A 17,495-nucleotide genomic window follows, 5' to 3' on the forward strand; every position below is an offset into this window, starting at 1 on the left:
TATTCGTTTATGTTAAACCATTGTAAAATTTTTCTAATCAAAGCGCATCTTTCCCTCTTTTTCTGCGTATAATCTATCACTGCTATTTATTACTAGCTATTATATCTAAGGAGTAGATTTGTAGATGCAAAGAAAAAGATTTACTTGGTGGATTTCCACTGCATTAGTTATTATGCTTTTGGCGTTAACGGGGTGTCAGGCTGTTCAAGGGCTAGATTTGGGGCAAGCTATTCAAAATAGTGCCTCCATTCAATCTGCCGAGTCCAAAGGCTCACTTCAAATGGACATCATCACAGGTAACACCGACGGCTTGTCCGCTGATGAAAAACGGTTGATTGACGTCTTGCATCATGTAAATTTAGAGTTGAAAAGCGTTAAAATGCAAGATAAGCAGCACATCTCTGTAGAAGGTGCTCTTACTTACAGCAAGGGATCTATCCCCTTCCAGATCAACGTAAATGGGACCAAATTTACTATACAGATCGAAGGGGCTAAGAAACCGCTTTTCTTTGATCTGATGGCGGCGCAAGCTGGTTTAGCTGGCTCATCTTCTGCAGCGCTATCTTCCGACATGCAGCAGCAGTTACTCAAGAAAGCAGAAGAATTATGGCCTGCATTGCTCAAGTTCTTCTTAACCAATGCTCCTAATCCGGAACATTTCTCCGTAGCTTCCGTGTCCGAGCCTGTGAATAGTGAAACACTTTCCATGCAAAAGGCCCACATAGAGATTAAAGGCAATGAGCTCGTAGGCCTTCTGAAAGCATTTCTAACGAACATCCTCGCCGATGAAAAGGGAATGAAGGAATTGATTGGTCAGCTCTACGACGCATTGGTGCCTATTATTAAAGAAGAAATGAAAGCTTTCCCCTCTAAGAGTGGGTTCAGTTCTGAATTGCCAGACCTTATGATGGCTTACCTTGATAACAAGACGTTAGCTGTTGAGTTTGTTTACACAACCATTCAGCAATTTCTTAAGAAAGCTCTCGACGAGTGGGATAAGAACATGGAGGACACACTTTCTTCCGTATCCGACTCTCAAGTGAAGGCATTACTGAGTGATAAAACCGTACTTAAGACCGACTTTTTCATCGATAACGATAAACAGATTCGCAAAGTAAATGCAGAGTTTACACTCCCCATCACAGAGGTTAGCGCGGGAGTCAGTGCCCTTAAATTTACTTACACCAGTGAAATATGGAATATCAATAAGCCTGTTACAGCTAGTGTAATTGATACCTCTGGCGGGGTATTGAACCTGAGCGAGGTAACAGCCAACAACGATTCCTTCCTAACCTATTTCAACAAAGATTCTAAGTTCTATTCATTTCTGAGAGAAGATTTGAAAATAGCAAAAAAAGACATTCATTTGCTGATGAGTCAGGGCGATGACGACTACAAGTTCGATTCCTCCCATCCTTTTATCAATGAGGATCAAGTGTCCATGGTGCCCGTTCGATTCATTTCGGAGAGGCTTGGCGCGCAAGTGAAGTGGAACGCAGACTCCAAGCAAATCACAGTGAAAGACGAACTTAACGACAAGACGATTGTTCTGACACTTAACAGTAAAACAACGAGTGTTAACGGATCATCTGTTCAATTGGACAGCGCCCCGATCCTGAAGAATGGCTCCACTTTCGTACCTCTTCGTTTTATCGCCGAGCAGCTTGGCTGTAAGGTTGGTTTTGATAATAAAACAGGTAGTGTAACCATTACAAGAGAATAGCCTTCGCCTAAGCCAAAAGCTCGCCCTCATTCGGTCTATATGACCGGTGTGAGAGCGAGCTTTTCTCATGGCTGGATGAATCTTTCGAACGAATCCTGACATTCTCTCGCTAATTTCTCCTCATCAGCTCCAACCAGTCTGCCGTTCTCGACGACAACTTTCCCATTCACAATCGTATAATCAACCGGACGCTTGAGTCCTACTGTACCTAGCCATGACTTCGGATCAGTCAAAGTCCCTACAGCGTCAATTTGATCAACACGCACCATGAACAAGTCTGCTATCTTACCAATCTCCAGCGACCCGATGTCGCTTCTTCCTAGTATTTCCGCACCGCCTCTGGTTGCTACCTTCAAGAGATCATAACCGGTCGGCGCCTGACTGCTAGACTGAAGTCTATGCAAGAGATACGAGACTCGGAGTTCCTCTAGCAGATTCGAGCCATCGTTTGAGGCGCTCCCATCAACGGCTAAGCCCAAGGGAATCCCCATAGCAAGCATCTCGGGAACCCTAGCTATGCCGGACGAAAGCTTCATATTCGAAATAGGGCAATGCGCAATTCCTGTTTTGGTATGTGCAAGCAGCTTCATTTCGTCATCGTTAAAATGTATCCCATGCGCATACCATACATCGGGGCCTAACCAGCCCAGACTTTCCATGTAGGCCAAAGGCCTCATGCCGAAACGTTCGAGCGTGTAGGCTTCCTCGTTCTTCGTCTCAGCTAGATGCGTGTGCAGCCGCACACCCTTCGACCTGGCGAGCTTCGCTGATTCCAGCAGGATATCCGCGGATACACTGAACGGTGAACACGGAGCGAGCACTACCTGCCGCATGGAGCCTGCGCTGGCATCGTGATAGAGATCAATTAGCCTCTCACTATCGGCTAGAATTGTATCTATGTCCTGAACAACGCTCATGGGAGGCAGCCCTCCCTGATCCTTGCCAAGCGTCATGGATCCTCTCGAAGCAACGAAACGGATACCAAGGCGCTCCGCGGCTTCGAACTGTTTATCTACAAAATGGGAACTATTTTGCTGTGGAAACACATAATGATGGTCGAAAACGGTCGTACAACCGTTCTTCATCAGATCAGCAATCCCTGTAAGCGAGCTATGGTACACGGCGTCCGGCGTAATCCCTTTCCAAATTTCGTAGAGATAACGCAGCCAGTCGAATAACTCCAGCTTCTGCACCTGCGGCAGATTGCGCGTGAACGTTTGATACAAATGATGATGCACGTTAATGAGACCGGGATACACGAACATCTGCGACGCATCAATCACCTGGTCTGCCTCGTACAGGTCCTTCCCCATCTTCACTATCCGATTATCTTCAATCAGGATATTCGCCAGTTCCAGCACACGATCCTCTGCATCCACCGTTACAATTGCTTTTGCATTGCGAATCAACAATGAACCCATCCTTTTCTTCCTCCTCAACGTAAATGAGGAAACCAAAAAAATCCTAACAACAAACACAATATATGAGCATATATTGTGTTCGTAGTTAGGATTTAGGTTCCCAGTAGAGCCCCCGAACCGAATTATCGAGGTTATACGAACTATGAAGTTGTGTCTTGCAGCTTACAATTAGCCCCAGTATAGAGCAGAGAATGGCGGTTAGTCAATATTTATCGACGCAACGACTTTGTGATAAATTTTTCGATAAATGAATTTTTAGTAAAAATGGAATAAGCTCCCCTATAAATGGATATATTATCAAAGCTGCGTTAACAAGCTATCGGGATCTACGTGGTCTTCGGAAACAGGGCGCAGGCACAAATTATTTTTGGAGGTTTTTGTATACATGGAAACAGGCACGGTTAAATGGTTTAATGCAGAAAAAGGTTTTGGTTTCATTGAAATGGAAGGCGGCAAGGATGTCTTCGTTCACTTCAGCGCTATTACTGGGGAAGGCTTCAAAAGCTTGGATGAAGGCCAAAGCGTACAGTTTGAAGTTGTTCAAGGTAACCGCGGACCGCAAGCTGAAAATGTAGTCAAGCTGTAGTCCTTCACCACATATTGCTTTAACTGCTTGCGAGTCTGAGTCTACTATGACAAGGAGGAGTTCGATTGTACTTTTCAAAGAAATCGTTGGAACCTGTCCCCGAGGAGCAAACCAGCATCTGGACCTGCAGCACAGAACAGTGCTCATGCTGGATGAGAGATAACTTTTCATTCGCTGATAGTCCTGCATGTCCAATTTGCAATTCATCCATGGTCAAGGATTTAAAGATGCTCCCAACCTTATCGAACACAAGCAGCAGGCGATGAATGCAAGAAGGTAGCAATTGATTTCACGAGAAACCCTTGCGCCTCCGAATGGAGGCGTTTAGGGGTTTTTGTTGTTGTTACGTTTCGAGCGAACGTATCACACTCCAGAATAAGACATAAATCCGCCATCTACCGGAATCGTGATTCCTGTAACAAAGCCAGACATATTTTCATCTGCTAACCAAAGCAAGGTTCCGAGGAGATCCTCGGAATTGCCGAATCTCCTCATAGGGGTATGAGATAATATCTTTTGAGATCTTTCCGTTAGGGAACCGTCTTCATTTGTTAACAAACGTCTGTTTTGCTCGGTCAGGAAAAAGCCTGGAGCAATTGCATTCACCCTAATACCTGCCTCCGCCATATGCACGGCCAGCCATTGAGTGAAATTTTCAATACCCGCCTTGGCCGAACTGTATGCGGGAACCTTCGTCATCGGACTTGGCGCACTCATGGAAGACATGTTTATGACAATAGCTCCTTCTTTGCCCAGCATCTTTCTCGTGAACACCTGTGTCGGGATAAGCGTACCCAGGATGTTTAGGTTAAACACATAGTTGAAACCTTCTTCCGTCAAATCAAAAAAGGTTGTTATTTCTTTGTTTGTAAGATCATCCATTTTAAACGTTTCGTTCGTTGTGATTCCTTTCGGATGATTTCCACCCGCACCGTTGATTAGGATATCGCATGTTCCGAGCGTTTCGGAGACGATCTTCTCCGCATCTTTGACGTTGTCAGCATGAAGAACATCGCAAGCGACAGCTATTGCTTCACCGCCCATGTTTCTGATCTTGTTAGCGACCGCTTCTCCCTTTTCCGCCGTTCGATTCAGGATGGCCACCTTTACCCCTTGCCTTCCAAGCTCTACAGCCATTGCTCCGCAAAGGACTCCGCCTCCGCCAGTAACAACGGCTACCTTACCTTTTAAATTTTCATTAATCGATAACATGTGCTTCCTCCCGTCTAGACCGCTCCAAAGAATCCCAGATTCCCCATAAGTACATGATTCCGAGTGCTCTGTCGTATAACCCGTAACCTGGTCTGCATGCTTCGTCGAAAATATGTCTTCCATGATCCGGTCGTGCATACCCCGTAAAGCCAATTTCGTGATAAGCTTTCACAATTTCGCAAATGTCTACGGTCCCGTCCTGCGCTCGGTGGGAGGTTTCGATGAAATCTCCATTTTCGTAAACTCTTACGTTCCTTATATGTGCAAAAGGAATGCGGTCTCCGAATTCTCTGACCATCGCAGGTATATTGTTGGCCGGGTTTGCTCCCAAAGAACCGCTGCAAAGCGTGAGCCCGTTATACGGGCTATCTACCATTCTAAGCAGTCTTCGAAAATTATTGGCATTCGTCATAATTCTCGGCAATCCAAAAATAGACCACGGCGGATCATCCGGGTGAATGGCCATTTTGATATCATAATCTTCAGCCACTGGAATGATTTGCTCCAAGAAGTACTGGAGATTCTCCCACAACTTCTCTTCATCTATCCCTTTATATGCTTCAAAAAGCTCTGAAAGATACTTTAATCTCTCCGGTTCCCATCCTGGCATCGTGAAGTTTGGATTTCCCGCAATTTTAGAAACGAGCTCCATGGGGTCCATATCGTCTACCTTGGCCTTTTCATAGAAAAGAGCTGTTGAACCGTCCTCTAGTTCTTTGTACAGGTCCGTTCGCACCCAATCAAACACAGGCATGAAATTATAGCAAATCACCTTCACGCCAACCTGAGCTAGATTTCTTATCGTTTGTTTATAATTTTCAATGTAACGGTCTCTCGTAGGGAGCCCTTGCTTAATATCCTCATGGATATTTACGCTCTCAACGACCTCAATGTGAAAGCCGTACTGACCGGCCTGCTTCTTCACTTCGTGAATTCTCTCCACCGGCCATACTTCTCCCGCCGGGATATCGTGCAGAGCCCATACGATGCCTTCAACACCTGGAATTTGCTTAATGTGCCGCGGGGGAATTGGGTCGTTACCCTCCCCGTACCAGCGAAATACCATTCTCACTTCTGCATCCCTCCGACTTCCAGAACTACTTTACGAACCTCATTCGGACTTGTTTCAATAAGCTTAATCGCTTGATGAATATCCTCTAGCGCAAAGCGATGCGTTACAAAGGAATCGACCTTCATATTGCCACTGTTAAACCATTCGATGACCTCGATAAACTTATCCGACTGCAAACGGGATCCTACAACGGTCAATTCTTTCTTAGTAATGTGAAGCTGAGCAATTTGGGAAGGTGCATCGCTGAAGCCGAGTACTACGACTCTTCCGGCAACGGAAGTAATTTCAACCGCTTGCTCAAATGTCTTGACTGTACAAACTGCATCGATCGTCACGTTAGGGCCCAGACCGTTCGTAATACGTTCGATTTCTACGTTCACATTATCCTTCAGGGGATTTAAAACATAATCGGCGCCGAGTGACCTAGCGTAGTCAAGCTTATCGTCGCTTAAATCCGAAATAATGCACACTGCTCCTTTAATCTTCGCTACTTGCATGGAGCACAATCCTATCGGACCTGCGCCCATAATAAACACGATATCTCCAGCTCTAACATCACCCCGCCAGTTGGCCTGAGCACCAATCGTAAACGGCTCAACCAAAACCGCTTCGTGCCAATCAAGCCGGCTGTCTACTTTATGCACAATCTTCTCAGGAAGGACGATATATTCTTGATAAGCCCCATCCTTATGTACCCCGTAAACCTCGAGTTGTGTACATACATTTTTACGGCCGGACTTGCAAGCATAGCAGGTCCCGCACCATTGGATGGGCTCCATAACGACCTTATCCCCAACTGCTAATCGTTCCACATTCGAGCCGATTTCAGCTATTTCTCCCACCATTTCGTGGCCGATCACGCGCGGATATGTTGCAACCGGCGACGTACCGTGATAAATATGCATATCGGATCCACAAATGCCAACCAATCGAACTTTAATCAGCACCTCGTCTCCTCGGTTTATATGGGGCATATCCTTCTCAATAATTTCGATCTTCCCCGGAGTTACGACTTGTATGGCTTTCAATGTTGCTCACTCCACTCTATATATCTAATTTCTAATTTAAATGCATTATTTTAGGTACAATGAGGCTAAACCATGGTATGAAAGCTACCAGAAGCAAGCCGATGAACAACACAATCAGGTACGGCACCATTGCTCGGGAGGTATCCTCCACTTTGGTACCGCTCACGGAACAAGTAATATAAAGTCCAATCCCTATAGGCGGGGAGAAGGCTCCCAATCCCATGGCAATTATCAGAACGATGCCATACTGAAGGGGATCAATACCGAATTGTGGCGCAATGGGAACCAGAAGAGGAGCAAAAACCAGCAGCGCAGGTATTCCTTCCAACAAGGCACCCATAATAATCAATATGATGACAGTAGCGAACATGAATATTAAACTGGAATTCCCAGCCATATTAATCATAAATTGGGCAATCTTTTGCGGCAAACTTGCCGCCGTTAAAGTCCAGGAAAAAGCGCTGGCGGCACTAGTAATGAAAAGAAGCATACCGGCTTTGACGGATGTATCCACCATGATTTTCCACAGTTTACTCCAGGTCAGTTCTTTGTAAAATAAACCTGCTGCAAGCAAGGAGTAAACAACTGCGAAGCTTGAAACCTCAGTGGGCGTAGCAATGCCAGTGACGATCCCGCCGATCAGTAAAACAGGAACCAGCAAGGCCGGAATGGCAATCACCCCACGCTTGCCGACCTCAGATAGACGCACACCTTTCGTTCCCGGATATTTGTTAGACAAGCGTGCTTTGATATAAATAGCTATCATTAAACAAACGGCAATCATCGCAGCTGGCAAAAGCCCTGCCATAAACAGAGAGCCTACAGAAATCGTCGTGATTGATCCCACAATCAGCATCGGCAGACTGGGAGGGATCGTTTCCCCCATTACCGTTGCGGAGGCCAAAACGGCAGCACCTTCGTTTGGTTCATACCCGTTATCTTTCAGCATTGGGTTCAAAGTTGAACCAACGGCTGCCACGTCGGCTGCCTTGGATCCGGAAAGACCAGCAAAAATATACATGGTGACGACCATCGATTGGAGAAGCCCGCCACGAATCCTCCCAACAATAGATACAACAAAATCAGCCAGCCTTTTGCCTAATCCACCTTCTGTCATGATATATCCAGCCATCATGAAAAAAGGAATGGCCAATAAGACGAAATTAAGGACGCCATTTTGCATGGTCATTGGAACCTGTGTCAAACTTCCTCTACCAGAAAGATAAAGGTACATCATGGAAACAACAGAAAGAACGAAGCCAACAGGTACTCCAAGAGCGAGTTGTACGGCAAAGGATCCAAACACGATCCAATTTACAAGAGCGGAGTTTCCAAGCGGTCCCCATAAATGATTGATTGCTATCAATATCCCCAGCGAAACCAGAACGACGATACTGCTTATAAGTACAGGAAGACGCTTCAGACGCCACAACCTTTGCAATGCGTAAACGGCAATTAAAGTCAGCCCAACCGTTAGGGGAATAACAAACCAACCCATACGGAGGTCCAAAACCGCTGTGTGTTCATTCCAGCGCATTTTGATGACTCCAATAGAATAGTAGGCGCCTAGCACGGACCCTGTAAACACCAGCCATTCAACAAACGCATCAATCGTCGGCCTCCATGCCTTAGGTAAACGGTCAATTACAGAGTGAACTGCAATGTACTCGTTACGGGTATAGGCTAGCGCACCGCCCAAAAAAGCTACGGCCGTGAGAGCCAACTGACCTAGCTCGTCAGCCCAAAGAACCGGTGCATGGAATACTTCCCTTGCAATGATGTTGCCGAAGATGATCACGAGCTCGCCAATCACGGCCAAACCTACCAAAATACCAAGAACTGTGTCCAGCCACCGTTTAAACGAGTTTTCTTTCATAAATACTCACACCACCTGTTAAGAGGAGTTATCCAGTTGACTTTAGGACTAGTTTCACTGTGCAACCGACATGTCATTAAGACAACTCCTCTATTCATTTTATTTTATTACTTTGTATCGATAATTTGTTGATATTGGCCTGGAATCCATTTGAGGGACTTTTCTAATTGTTCCGGCAAGCCCTGCATCTTATCTAAAAATGCCTGACGGTCAACGTTAACAAATTTCATGCCCTTCTTCTCAAGCTCAGTACGGAATTGAGTTTCTCCATCTTTGACCACACTTATTTCGTAAGTGGTAGCTTCCTTAAGTGCATCTTCGACAACTTTTTTCAGATCAGCTGACAAGCTGCTATAAAATTTATCGCTGACAGTAACTAAATAGGGTCCATAAACATGCTGCGTATCCATCACGTATTTTTGAACTTGAAAAAAGCTGGAGGTAGAGATGATAGCCAATGGGTTTTCTTGTCCACCAACAACCCCCTGCTGCAACGCGGTGTAAAGTTCGGAAAGGTTCAATGCCGTTGGAATTGCCCCTAATTTTTTCCACGTTTCCACATACGTTGTCTGTGTTGGGACTCTTAACTTATAACCTTGTAAATCGGCTGGCGTCTTAATCTCTTTATTTGCGGTTAGATAACGAGGCCCCCGCGCCCAAACCCCAACAAGACGAACACCTTTATCCTTAACAAAAGCTTCATTCAACTGCTGACCGATGGGGCCGTTATATACTTTAAGCATGTGGTCCGTGTCGCGGAAGGCGAATGGCATGGTCAATGCCCCAAACCCAGGCTCAAAAATGTTGACCGGTCCATCTCCGGATATTTCCATCTCCAGACTGCCACTCTGCTGAGCGTTTATCATATCTTGATCGCTGCCTAGCTGGGAATTAGGGAAAGTCTGTACATCAATACGGCCATTACTATTTTTGTTAACAAGTTCTTTGAACTTTTCGGCGCCCTTATCGGCATCACTACCGGTAGAAAGTATATATCCCACCCGTAGTATAATAGGCTTAGAATTGCTTTTATTGGCAGAGGAATTATCTGTCGGCACATTTTTTCCACAGCCTGTAAGCGCTAGTGATAAAACCATCGTTACCGAAGCCACTACAGTAAAAATTCTCTTTTTCATTTTCATGCTCCTCAAATGATTTAGTTGTTTAATCTGCTTTGGCACATCTATTAGATCCCCATTATCCTTAAACACATCCTTGGTTTCTTCCAACGAACACCTTTCTTCTTTAGTGTTCCACATTCCCCCTCCATTTTCGCGAGTATACTAGTATACAAGTTTATTCATTCGTTTATTTCGAAGTATTCAAAATAAACGATTTGTATTGTAAACGTATTCATTTGTTGAAAAATTTCATTACAACCGGAAATAATGGCTATATTTCTTGATGAGATCGTTCATACTTCCCTCAAGCAAGAGGATATGTTCGCTCAGCAAACGTTCTGTTAATTCTAAGTTGTTCGATATTATGGCATCAAATATGCCCTCGTGCTCGGTTACGAGTCGTCTCATATGTTTCGTTTCTTGGAGCTCCAAATATCGCATGCGATTCAAATGTCCCCTCATTTGATTTATAATTGAAATCAAAGTGGTATTTCCTGTAGTTTCCAGTAAGGTATAGTGAAATTTTTCGTCCAATTGAAAGAAGGTATCGAAATTTTGCTCGTCAACCATTTTCTTCTGGTCAGCCAATATTCCCTTTACTTGAGCATAAAGCCTTTGAAATCGTACTTCTTCTGGATTCCACAGTTTGGCAACTTCCTTGAAAGCGTTTGCCTCTAAACTTATTCTGACAAAGCGGGCCTCATCGATTTTCTTCTTTGACATATAGGCGATCCGAGCACCGCGCTGCGGTTGAACCTCAATTAATTCCTCGGCCATCAACTTTCGGAATGCTTCCCGAATTGGTGTACGGCTCACCCCCAATGTGCTGCCTAATTCAGCTTCATACACCATCTGTCCTGGCTCCAAGCGCAATGAGACAATGGCGTCTCTAATCACTTGATAGGCGTTATCAGATAATGTTTCTCGTTTCGTGATTATGTTTGGCAAATCCATATTCTCACCTGATTTCTATTGTAAACGCTTTATGTATATAATACTAGCATACTTGTATACTAGTCAATACATTTATTTAACGATAACGGACTCTCGAAAGTTTTGAATATCAAGGTTTATTTCAGATACAGACTGAAAAGAGACTCCATAAAGGAGTCCCCTTTTCAATCCTTATCGTTCAATGGCCTCGATTAACGTTTTATCATAAAATAGTACGTTGAAAGTCTTCACCATTATACGCTCTAACCTCCGTTGAAGGGGTAGCCAGAACAAGGATTTCCCCTTTATCCAGCTCGCCTTCTAAACGACCGGCCTCCACGTCCGGCACACCGAGTGCTTTCATCTTCGCCCGCAGTTCATCGCCGCGAGAACGGAAAAGATTGGCAATCGATGTCAGCATACCCTCCTCAGCTATGGTGATCTGCTCAGCGCCCGTATAGTTAGCAACGAAATCAGTACCCTCAGCACTATGAGTCAGCACATAAATGTGCTCTCGCTCAAAGCCTTCTCTGTACAATTGCTGCACTTTATTCTGTGCCTCTTGAAGATTCGATGTCACACTCACTCTGGTATAAGTATTCATGATAATCCTCCTCTTTGGCTATTATTTATTAGGTTAGTGCTGTATTAAACTTTTGCTAAAAGCCTTTTCGTCTTCCGAAAATCAAGGATACGACGAACATAATCAGGAATACGAAGAATAAGACTTTGGCAATCCCTACCGCTGCCGAGACAATCCCGAAAAATCCAAAAACACCGGCTACAAGCGCAATGATTAGAAACATAATTGCCCAACCTAACATAGGAAACACCCTCTCTTATTATCGAGTATTGGTTGTTCTTGCTATGTTATCTATTAACCACATCGCCTAATAATGAAACGCTTTTTAGCTGAAAAATATGAACTCATCTATTGTTATCTTCTCTTTCAGCTTGCCGTGATAGGCCTTGCGTTTCAATTCTTTCTAACCTTTTATCTAGACGTTCGAGCAGTGCCTTTAGCTCCATATTCTCTTGTTCGGCTCGGTAATTGATCGCAAAATCAAGGATCGCTTCCTGTTTATCTCGCGCAGCTTGACGATTCTGACTCATCAGAATAACCGGAGCCTGCAAGGCCGAAATACAAGATAAAATCAAATTAAGCAGGATGAATGGCGGTTTATCAAACGCGAGGCTCATCAGATTAATGACCATCCAAATCCCCAAAAACGCGCAAAATAACACAATAAACGTCCAACTGCCGCCAAAAGAGGCAATATGATCAGCAAGGCGATCTGCCCTTGAAGACTTCTTCTCCTGCTGTTCAATCAAATGAGATTTAATATTCCCTTGATATTCATTCACCATGGCTGTTATGCGATCTAACTGATCATTGTCTAGCTTGGTGCTCGGATCGTTGTCCAGTTCCTCAAACAATTTCTCAGGCATGCAATCGTCTGTAGATTTCTTTCCATCGATATCTACTTCCATTCGTTTCCCTTCTTTCTACGTCTAAAGTACAATCCTACTTTATATTTAAACGTTCCCCGCTGCAGATGAAACAACCCTTATTTGCACAACAATAGAGTGTTCGGTACTAAGCTACTGATCCTCGTTCCGCAAAACCATGAAATACGCGGTTTCGAGCAAAATAAGGTATCTACGTTCCGCAGGGGTTGGTGCTACGCGATTACAAGTACGGGCATTGTATCTTACGAGACTGTTACCGAACAGAAAGATGCTATAGAGTACAGCAAACTTAATCTATCTAGTTGCACTCAAGAGAAATCATGCCTTTCTAACACTTTTTGCATGTAATTGTTTGTAGACTGACCATGATTCCGCAGAATTCCCCCAATATTAGCTCGCGTAGAGGTTTAGATTACTTGAAGTATTTAGCTCATATGTACCTAGGCTCTACAATCCAGAAAACAAAAAAACACTCTCCACGGAGAGTGTCCAACAAAATTATCTCTTACGATAAATACGTTCCTGTGGTACAAAGTCATCATATTGCACCCCTTCGGGCACGAAAAGGATGGATTCTTTTTTTCCTAATCCTAGGTATCCACCTGGAATTAAACTGCCATGAAATAGGCTGTGCACTTGCTGCTGCAGCTTCGTATCAAAATAGATCATGACATTGCGGCACAGGATGACATGAAATTCATTAAAGGAGCCGTCCGTTACGAGATTGTGCTGCGCAAACATCAGATTTTCTTTCATCAGCGGCTGAAAATAAGCATATTGATGGTCTGTTGTATAGTACTCGGAGAAGGCCTTAGTCCCGCCAGACTCCAAGTAGTTCTTCGTATAGACTTGCATCTGCTTTAGGGGGAAAGCGCCCTTTTGCGCGCTCTCAATCGCTTTCTCATTCATATCTGTCGCATAAATCTTCGTTCTCTCAGCCAAGCCTTCTTCCTGCATCAGGATCGCCATCGCATACACTTCTTCTCCGGTGGCACAGCCTGCATGCCAAATCCGAATCTCAGGATACTTCCTTAGCTTGGGAACGACCTGATTACGAAAAGCGCTGAAAAAGCTTGGATCTCTGAACATTTCTGTCACTCGAATCGACATGTCGTTCAGTAATTGTTCCACGAAGCCGGGTTTGTGCAGGACTTTTTCTAGCAGCGCTGTGATGGACGGCAATTTCTCTGCCTTCATCCGATTGAGAATTCTCCTGCGTAAGGATGAACGCACATAATGGCGGAAATCGAACCCATACATCTGATATAAGCCTTCCAAGAGCAGATTAATCTCGATATTTTGCAGCTCATTGTAGGGCAGTTCTTCTAATTCTGAGTAATGATCCAAGGACTGGCGAATCAATGTTTCTTCACCTGCTTTGTCAACCATACCCGCATAAGCGAGAAAAGTTGATCCATATTCAGCGGCTTGGTGATATAATCGGAAGCGCCGGACTCCAGACATTTCTCTTTCTCACTCTTCATTGCTTTCGCCGTTAGTGCAATGATGGGTAAATCGTGCAGCTGCAGCTGACCGCGAATCGCTTTCATCGCATCATAGCCCCCCATGACCGGCATCATAATGTCCATTAACACAAGGTCGTAGTCGGAATCTGCGGATAAAAGCTCCAGGGCATGCTTGCCATGATCAGCAATCTCAACGGTAACTCCCTTCGTCTCAAGTGCTGTGACAAGCGCGAAAACATTGCGCGCATCATCGTCTACGAGAAGCACCTTTTTACCATGAAACAATTGCGAATCTGAGCTTATGGGCTCAGCCATTTGCTGCTCTGCTATCAAGACACTAGGTTCCGTCGAAACTGTTATCGTAGTATCTAGTTTCAATTCCTCGCTAGCTGCTGCAATTTCCCCCCGCGGATGATCGTTTTCTTGGACCTCAGGCTCCGATTCACGCGCATTAGGTACATAGAGGGTGAATGTGCTGCCCTTATGAAGCTCGCTTTTCACGACAATGGATCCACCAAGCAAACGCGTAAACTCGCGGCATATCGATAAACCGAGTCCTGTTCCGCCGTATTGACGATTCGTTGTACCATCCACCTGCTGGAACGCTTCGAAAATAACCTGCTGTTTGTCGATCGGGATACCTATTCCGGTATCTGTAATTGAAATGGCCAGTACGGTTTCTTCCGGATCTCTATGAAGGAGCTCTTTGACTCGAGAAGGATCAGCCAGCGCAATTTTCATGGTTACAGAGCCTTGTTCGGTAAATTTAAAAGCGTTAGATAACAAATTCTTCACGATTTGCTGCATGCGTTGGCCATCCGTCAAAATCACATTAGGCACATTCGGTTCCAAAATGACCCCGAAATCCAGCCCCTTCTTATCCGCAACCGGATCAAACATCAGCTTCATTAATTGCGGAATTTCGGTCACGTTGACCTCGTCCGTCATAATTTCTATTTTACCCGCTTCTACTTTGGATAAATCAAGAATATCGTCAATCAGCGCGAGCAGATCATTGCCTGCAGCATAAACGACACGGGAATAATCCACAACCTCCGACATTTGCATGTCACCGTTATTTTCCGCAAGCATTTGCGATAAAATCATAATGCTATTAAGCGGTGTTCGCAGCTCATGGGACATATTCGCCAGAAAATCGGATTTGTACCGCGAACTCGTCTGAAGCTTAAGCGAGAACTCTTCCAGCTCATCTTTCGCTTTCTTCAATTCTAATGCTTTCTGCTCCGCGAAATGGTTCTGTTCCTCTAGAAACTCATTCGTCATCCGCAGCTGCTCTTGCTGCATCTGGAGTTCTTCAGACTGTGTCTGCAGCTCTTCCGATTGTGCCTGCAGTTCTTCCGTCAACATCTGTGACTCCGAAAGCAGACGCTCTACTTCCATTCGGCTTCGCACACTCGTAATCGCCGTTCCGAATTTCTCTTGCAGCGAATCGACCAACGTAAGATGCTTCGATTGGAAGGGCTGAAGTGAAGCTAACTCAATAACTGCCTCGGCTTTGCCCTCTACAATGATAGGAGCAACCAGTAGGCTTTGAGGTGTGGAGACGCCTAAACCTGACGTTACTTTAATATGGTTCTCCGGGAGATTGTCCATCAGGAAAATCCGCTTATCTACGGCACATTGACCGACTAAGCCTTCCCCTAGTTGAAAGCTAGCAGATGAGGGATCCACCCCGTATGCCGCATATCCTGCAATTTTCACATACCGAGTCTCGCCCCCAACGTTATTACGGAGGTATACAACACCATAGACGGCATCCAGCATAGGAGCTAGCTTACTCACAAAGGTTTCACTCAATTCAGTGATATCGTTAATCCCCTGATACAAGGTTGAAACTTCGGTTATATTGGTTTGAATCCAGTTTTGCTTATCTAAGCTTGCCAGCAAATCATTCGTTGCTTCAGCCAACACTCTAATCTCGTCATTGGTTGTCACTTCGATTCTTGCATCTAGATTTCCTTCAGCAGCTGTAATATCTCGAATTGTCTTAATGACTCTATTGATCGTGCTAGTTATCGAATTGGACAAAAATAAAGCCACCAGAACCGCAAAAATGGAAGTAATACCCAAAACGATAAAAAGAACAACTCTAAGATTATAGTTGCTTTTCGCTAGTTGATCGACTCTTGCAGCCGTTAACTGCTGTTCAACCCTAAGAAAGGAATCAAACTGCGTGCGCAGCTGATCCATCCATTTTCTTCCTGAATTTTGTTTAAAAAAATCATTAATGGCTGCTGTATTGTTTTCTTTTTTAAACTTAACAACGTTATCGCTAGCATTCTTGATCCAGTTCTGAATGGTTGGCTTGATCTGCTCTAAACTTTTCTGTTGTGCAGGATTATCACTTATTAAAAGATAAAGCTTATTATAATTATCGAGCCATGCTCGGCTGCCGGCCTCATAGGGATCCAGGTACTGCTCATCCCCTGTAATGACGTAGCCTCGCATCCCCGTTTCCATATCGATCATATTTTTCTGTATACCATTAAGGAGGTCTCGCACTTCAATATCATGCGTGGATATATAGTCTACTTCCTTCTGAAGAGAAGTTATTCGATCACTCACAACTAAGAGGGCAGCCCCTAAACATAGAATAATACAGACATATCCTAGCGTAATTTTCGCCTTTATGTTGACAGGAATAGATTTAAACATGTTTGCCTCCTAGTACAGTTCGTAGAGAATGTTATGTTAACATTCTACTATTCTCACTATACCACATTAAGAGAGCTAGAGAGATAGTTTGAGCCTGCTTCTATAATTGATCAAGCAACTGATCGAGCTCCAGATCGGATTCCGGATAAGCTAAATTCATGCTTTCCAACGCTTCTACAGCAATTTGCAGAACGGCCCAATCCCGGTACCAGCGATGATTAGCAGGCACGATATACCACGGAGCAGAAGCCGAGCTGCACTGCTTGAACACATCTTCATAAGCCTTCTGGTATTCATCCCAGGATTCTCGCTCCACGAGATCATTCTTGTCGAATTTCCAACGTTTGGTTGGATCCGTTAGCCGATTCCGCAGCTTTGCAAGTTGGAAATCCTTGGAGATATGCAGGAAAATCTTAACGATTTTCACACCGCTGCTCTCCAACAATTTCTCAAATCGGTTAATGTGCTTGAATCGTTTCTTCACTTCTGAATCGTTAATCGAGTTGTGTACTCGGGTTATCAGTACATCCTCATAATAAGACCGAATGAAGGCCCCGATCATTCCTTTTGCAGGCACAACCTTATGAGCGCGCCACAAAAAATCATGAGCGGCTTCCTCTTCGGTAGGCGTTCTGAAGCTGCTTGCTTGAAAGCCCTGTGGATGCAGTCTTCCGAGCGCACGCTTAACGACGCCGTCTTTGCCGCTGCAATCCATGCCCTGAATCACAAAAAGAACAGACTGCTTCTTCTCGGCGTACAGGATATTTTGCAAGGTTTCTAATCGTTCACTCAGACGCTCTATATTGGGTTCGGCCTCTTCCCGATCGTGAAGGGCTCCGGTTTCATTAGGATCAATGCTTTCTAAGCGTACTTTCTTCCCGTATTCCAATTGTAAATGGTTGCCCTGCATC

Annotated in this window: 15 protein-coding genes, 1 pseudogene and 1 riboswitch; of the genes and pseudogenes, 3 read left to right on the plus strand and 13 right to left on the minus strand. The window is 44.6% G+C overall.

From position 1 onward, the window contains the following. Nucleotides 1–124: 124 nt before the first annotated feature. Entirely contained in the window at nt 125–1,723 is a 1,599-nt protein-coding gene (locus QFZ77_RS02575) for a copper amine oxidase N-terminal domain-containing protein (RefSeq protein ID WP_307435733.1), read from the plus strand. A gap of 65 nt (nt 1,724–1,788) precedes the next feature. Here QFZ77_RS02575 and QFZ77_RS02580 read toward each other — a convergent pair whose 3' ends face one another. Next, entirely contained in the window at nt 1,789–3,144 is a 1,356-nt protein-coding gene (locus tag QFZ77_RS02580) for an 8-oxoguanine deaminase (RefSeq protein ID WP_307435735.1), read from the minus strand. A gap of 62 nt (nt 3,145–3,206) precedes the next feature. Continuing rightward, nucleotides 3,207–3,303, minus strand: a riboswitch (purine riboswitch). Between the two features lie 226 nt (nt 3,304–3,529). On the opposite strand from QFZ77_RS02580, the gene QFZ77_RS02585 reads away from it, so the two are divergent. Further along, nucleotides 3,530–3,730, plus strand: a complete 201-nt coding sequence (locus tag QFZ77_RS02585; protein ID WP_029196201.1) for a cold-shock protein — start codon at nt 3,530–3,532, stop codon at nt 3,728–3,730. A gap of 65 nt (nt 3,731–3,795) precedes the next feature. Further along, complete coding sequence (locus QFZ77_RS02590; RefSeq protein WP_082562262.1) at nt 3,796–3,996, plus strand: cold-shock protein; 201 nt, start codon at nt 3,796–3,798, stop codon at nt 3,994–3,996. Between the two features lie 97 nt (nt 3,997–4,093). Here QFZ77_RS02590 and QFZ77_RS02595 read toward each other — a convergent pair whose 3' ends face one another. From QFZ77_RS02595 to QFZ77_RS02650, 12 genes and pseudogenes are all read right to left on the minus strand, one after another. Further along, nucleotides 4,094–4,942, minus strand: a complete 849-nt coding sequence (locus QFZ77_RS02595; RefSeq protein ID WP_307435743.1) for an SDR family oxidoreductase — start codon at nt 4,940–4,942, stop codon at nt 4,094–4,096. Then, a pseudogene (gene uxuA / locus QFZ77_RS02600) lies at nt 4,918–6,014 on the minus strand (mannonate dehydratase). Before uxuA ends, QFZ77_RS02595 begins: the two are co-directional and overlap by 25 nt. Then, nucleotides 6,011–7,042 (minus strand): zinc-binding alcohol dehydrogenase family protein, encoded by a 1,032-nt coding sequence (locus tag QFZ77_RS02605; RefSeq protein WP_373462556.1) that lies wholly within the window; start codon nt 7,040–7,042, stop codon nt 6,011–6,013. Before QFZ77_RS02605 ends, uxuA begins: the two are co-directional and overlap by 4 nt. 31 nt (nt 7,043–7,073) lie before the next feature. Next, complete coding sequence (locus QFZ77_RS02610) at nt 7,074–8,918, minus strand: TRAP transporter large permease (protein ID WP_307435752.1); 1,845 nt, start codon at nt 8,916–8,918, stop codon at nt 7,074–7,076. 107 nt (nt 8,919–9,025) lie between these two features. Continuing rightward, a complete protein-coding gene (locus tag QFZ77_RS02615; RefSeq protein ID WP_307435755.1) occupies nt 9,026–10,177 on the minus strand; it encodes a TRAP transporter substrate-binding protein in 1,152 nt (383 codons plus the stop codon). 114 nt (nt 10,178–10,291) lie between these two features. Further along, nucleotides 10,292–10,987, minus strand: coding sequence for a GntR family transcriptional regulator (locus tag QFZ77_RS02620; protein ID WP_307435758.1), 696 nt, complete (start codon nt 10,985–10,987; stop codon nt 10,292–10,294). 208 nt (nt 10,988–11,195) lie between these two features. Continuing rightward, nucleotides 11,196–11,576 (minus strand): YflT domain-containing protein, encoded by a 381-nt coding sequence (locus tag QFZ77_RS02625; protein ID WP_307435761.1) that lies wholly within the window; start codon nt 11,574–11,576, stop codon nt 11,196–11,198. 55 nt (nt 11,577–11,631) lie between these two features. Then, nucleotides 11,632–11,796, minus strand: a complete 165-nt coding sequence (locus QFZ77_RS02630; protein WP_082562263.1) for a DUF1328 domain-containing protein — start codon at nt 11,794–11,796, stop codon at nt 11,632–11,634. 103 nt (nt 11,797–11,899) lie between these two features. After that, nucleotides 11,900–12,463 (minus strand): DUF1003 domain-containing protein, encoded by a 564-nt coding sequence (locus QFZ77_RS02635; protein WP_307435765.1) that lies wholly within the window; start codon nt 12,461–12,463, stop codon nt 11,900–11,902. 477 nt (nt 12,464–12,940) lie between these two features. Continuing rightward, entirely contained in the window at nt 12,941–13,831 is an 891-nt protein-coding gene (locus QFZ77_RS02640; protein WP_373462721.1) for a CheR family methyltransferase, read from the minus strand. Then, nucleotides 13,801–16,584 (minus strand): CHASE3 domain-containing protein, encoded by a 2,784-nt coding sequence (locus QFZ77_RS02645; RefSeq protein WP_307435768.1) that lies wholly within the window; start codon nt 16,582–16,584, stop codon nt 13,801–13,803. The genes QFZ77_RS02640 and QFZ77_RS02645 overlap by 31 nt, the downstream gene beginning before the upstream one ends. Before the next feature lie 100 nt (nt 16,585–16,684). Then, complete coding sequence (locus QFZ77_RS02650; RefSeq protein WP_307435770.1) at nt 16,685–17,494, minus strand: PPK2 family polyphosphate kinase; 810 nt, start codon at nt 17,492–17,494, stop codon at nt 16,685–16,687. Nucleotide 17,495 lies beyond the last annotated feature (1 nt).

The organism is Paenibacillus sp. V4I3 (assembly GCF_030817215.1).
Classification (GTDB): domain Bacteria; phylum Bacillota; class Bacilli; order Paenibacillales; family NBRC-103111; genus Paenibacillus_E.

Coding starts and splice junctions, on each gene's coding strand:
- QFZ77_RS02575 (WP_307435733.1), top strand. CDS start 125: ATGCAAAGAAAAAGATTTACTTGGTGGATTTCCACTGCATTAGTTATT.
- QFZ77_RS02580 (WP_307435735.1), bottom strand. CDS start 3,144: ATGGGTTCATTGTTGATTCGCAATGCAAAAGCAATTGTAACGGTGGAT.
- QFZ77_RS02585 (WP_029196201.1), top strand. CDS start 3,530: ATGGAAACAGGCACGGTTAAATGGTTTAATGCAGAAAAAGGTTTTGGT.
- QFZ77_RS02595 (WP_307435743.1), bottom strand. CDS start 4,942: ATGTTATCGATTAATGAAAATTTAAAAGGTAAGGTAGCCGTTGTTACT.
- QFZ77_RS02610 (WP_307435752.1), bottom strand. CDS start 8,918: ATGAAAGAAAACTCGTTTAAACGGTGGCTGGACACAGTTCTTGGTATT.
- QFZ77_RS02615 (WP_307435755.1), bottom strand. CDS start 10,177: ATGTGGAACACTAAAGAAGAAAGGTGTTCGTTGGAAGAAACCAAGGAT.
- QFZ77_RS02625 (WP_307435761.1), bottom strand. CDS start 11,576: ATGAATACTTATACCAGAGTGAGTGTGACATCGAATCTTCAAGAGGCA.
- QFZ77_RS02630 (WP_082562263.1), bottom strand. CDS start 11,796: ATGTTAGGTTGGGCAATTATGTTTCTAATCATTGCGCTTGTAGCCGGT.
- QFZ77_RS02635 (WP_307435765.1), bottom strand. CDS start 12,463: ATGGAAGTAGATATCGATGGAAAGAAATCTACAGACGATTGCATGCCT.
- QFZ77_RS02640 (WP_373462721.1), bottom strand. CDS start 13,831: ATGGTTGACAAAGCAGGTGAAGAAACATTGATTCGCCAGTCCTTGGAT.
- QFZ77_RS02645 (WP_307435768.1), bottom strand. CDS start 16,584: ATGTTTAAATCTATTCCTGTCAACATAAAGGCGAAAATTACGCTAGGA.
- QFZ77_RS02650 (WP_307435770.1), bottom strand. CDS start 17,494: ATGCAGGGCAACCATTTACAATTGGAATACGGGAAGAAAGTACGCTTA.